Below are 1970 nucleotides of genomic sequence, written 5' to 3'. Positions count from 1 at the left end.
CAGCCTTTCGATCCCTCCTGGGAATCGTCACCACCAAAGGCCCCATCACCTACGATATGTTGATCGCACCGGAAGCAAAGGGATAAGCCTTCCACCAGGATCATGACCGATCCCCGGTGTATCGTTGTTGTTTTCATTGGGCGAATGCCAAGGTAAAGGACGGAAATCTCCAAAAGGTGGTCGCCAATTGTTAAAATGGTTAATTAACGAGTCAATCGGCATGGCCTCGATTTTTATCGTATTCATTTCGCTTGATGTGCATGCTCTAAATAATTCTTTTGAAAAAAAAGAATTATTACCCAAACTGGGTGCGATATATTTATCAAAATGCCCGATATTCAACGAATATTCATCAATAATCGTTGCGTCTGACGACAATTCACAGAAAACTTTATTTGAGTCATTTTGCCACCAAGAGCGTGATTCGTATCCCATGAACGCATCCTTTTCTTTTTGGACAATTTGCAGAAGGGCACCTCGAAGAACGGGCCGTTTGGCCGGATCAGGGGCGCCGACAGGGGTCGGACCGCCTCTTTGGGCGTGTTTCACGCCATTTTGAGCGCCATGTTCTCTATCCGTTTCTCATTCTGCCCTCCACCCGGACACACGTCTCCCCCGGCCCGCCGTCAGGCCGGGGCCGGCGCCCGGTTCATCCCGGTCAGGTGAACCGCCCGGCGCATGTTGTAGGCGAGGGTCTTCAGGCCGATCCGGGCCTTGGCCCGGACCAGACCGATGCTGCGCACCAGGGTGCCGCCCATGTCGTTGGTCTGCGCGCCGAAGATGTGCTCCACCCGCGCGCGGACCTTTGACCGGGTCCGGTTGCCCTTCTTCTCGTGCTCACCCAGGGGCCGGTTGCGATGGGCCTTGCGGTGGATGCGGCTCCTCAGGCCCCGGTCCGCCAGCTTTTCTTCGGTCTCCGCTGACCGGTAGGCGCTGTCCGCCCAGACCTCCGAGGCGGTGTTGGTGTCGTCGAGCACCACCTCCATCACCTGGCTGTCGTGGACGGCCGCGTCCGTGACCTCGTAGCGCCGGATCAGCTTGTGCCGACGATCCACGCAGACATGGTTCTTGTACCCGAAGTGGCTCTTCCCGTGCTTCTTGGTCCAGCGGGCGTCGGTATCCTTCTGGCGGCGCCTGGCCAGCGTGTCGTCCCAGTCCTTCGGAGTCCCGCCGGCCTTGATGGCGGCGTTCTCCTCGCGGCTGTTGCGCTGCTTCGGCACCGGTACGATGGAGGCGTCGATCATCTGCCCGCCCATCGCCAAGAAGCCCTGGTCGCGCAGATAGCCGTCGAACTGCGCGAACAGATCCTCGACCGCCCCGGCCCGGACCAGTTGCTCGCGGTACAGCCACACCGTGGTCGCGTCCGGCACTCGGTCCTCCAGGCCCAGGCCCAGGCCCAGGCCCAGGAAGCGCATGAACGACAGACGGTCCCGGGCCTGATATTCCACCTGCTCGTCAGACAGGGTGTACAGCGCGCAAAGCACGATCATCTTGACCATCACGACCGCGTCCCAGGGCGTGCGACCGCTCTTTGAGCGCCGCTCAGCCGAGGACCCGCGCCAGATGGCCTCCAGCCGGGGCCGGAAATCCTCCCAGGGAACCACTTTCGCCAGCTTCACCAGCGGGTCCGCCTTCGCATCCAGGCCGGCATACCGGTTCGTGACGTCAAAGAACCCCATCTGACCCATCGCAACGCCCTTTGTTGACGAAACCCGTCCGGGTTCTATCAAAACGGGATTCCACGGCCAGCGTTTTTCGAGGCGCCCTTGCATAACCCCTACTACAGTGCCCGGTCAAAAAACCATTCATAGTTTAGCTTTACTCAATTCCTGTTTGTTGCGCAACTTTTTTGTGCGTTAGCAGCTCAGCATGAGTGATTGAGCAACCTGAAGGATGGAAATTCGGCCTGAGGTCCCTCAGTCATCCCGGTTTTCCATGTTGATGTAGACGCGGTCGGTGGTGGCCCAGTC

General features: G+C 58.9%; 2 protein-coding genes. Both read right to left on the bottom strand.

Annotation, left to right across the window (positions count from 1 at the left end; genetic code table 11):
* Positions 1–45: 45 nt before the first annotated feature.
* Positions 46–549: a hypothetical protein gene (locus GGD89_RS19495; protein ID WP_184049185.1), complete on the bottom strand. Its 504-nt coding sequence runs from the start codon at positions 547–549 to the stop codon at positions 46–48.
* A gap of 77 nt (positions 550–626) precedes the next feature.
* Complete coding sequence (locus GGD89_RS19490; RefSeq protein ID WP_184049183.1) at positions 627–1688, bottom strand: IS5 family transposase; 1062 nt, start codon at positions 1686–1688, stop codon at positions 627–629.
* Positions 1689–1970: the final 282 nt, after the last annotated feature.

Source organism: Roseospira visakhapatnamensis (genome assembly GCF_014197915.1).
GTDB classification, from domain to species: domain Bacteria; phylum Pseudomonadota; class Alphaproteobacteria; order Rhodospirillales; family Rhodospirillaceae; genus Rhodospira; species Rhodospira visakhapatnamensis.
Note: the sequence above shows the minus strand (reverse complement) of the source record. Positions and strands in the feature narration are given on the sequence as shown.

Excerpts from the sequence above, each read along its gene's own strand:
- GGD89_RS19490 (WP_184049183.1), bottom strand. The coding sequence starts at position 1,688 with ATGGGTCAGATGGGGTTCTTTGACGTCACGAACCGGTATGCCGGCCTG.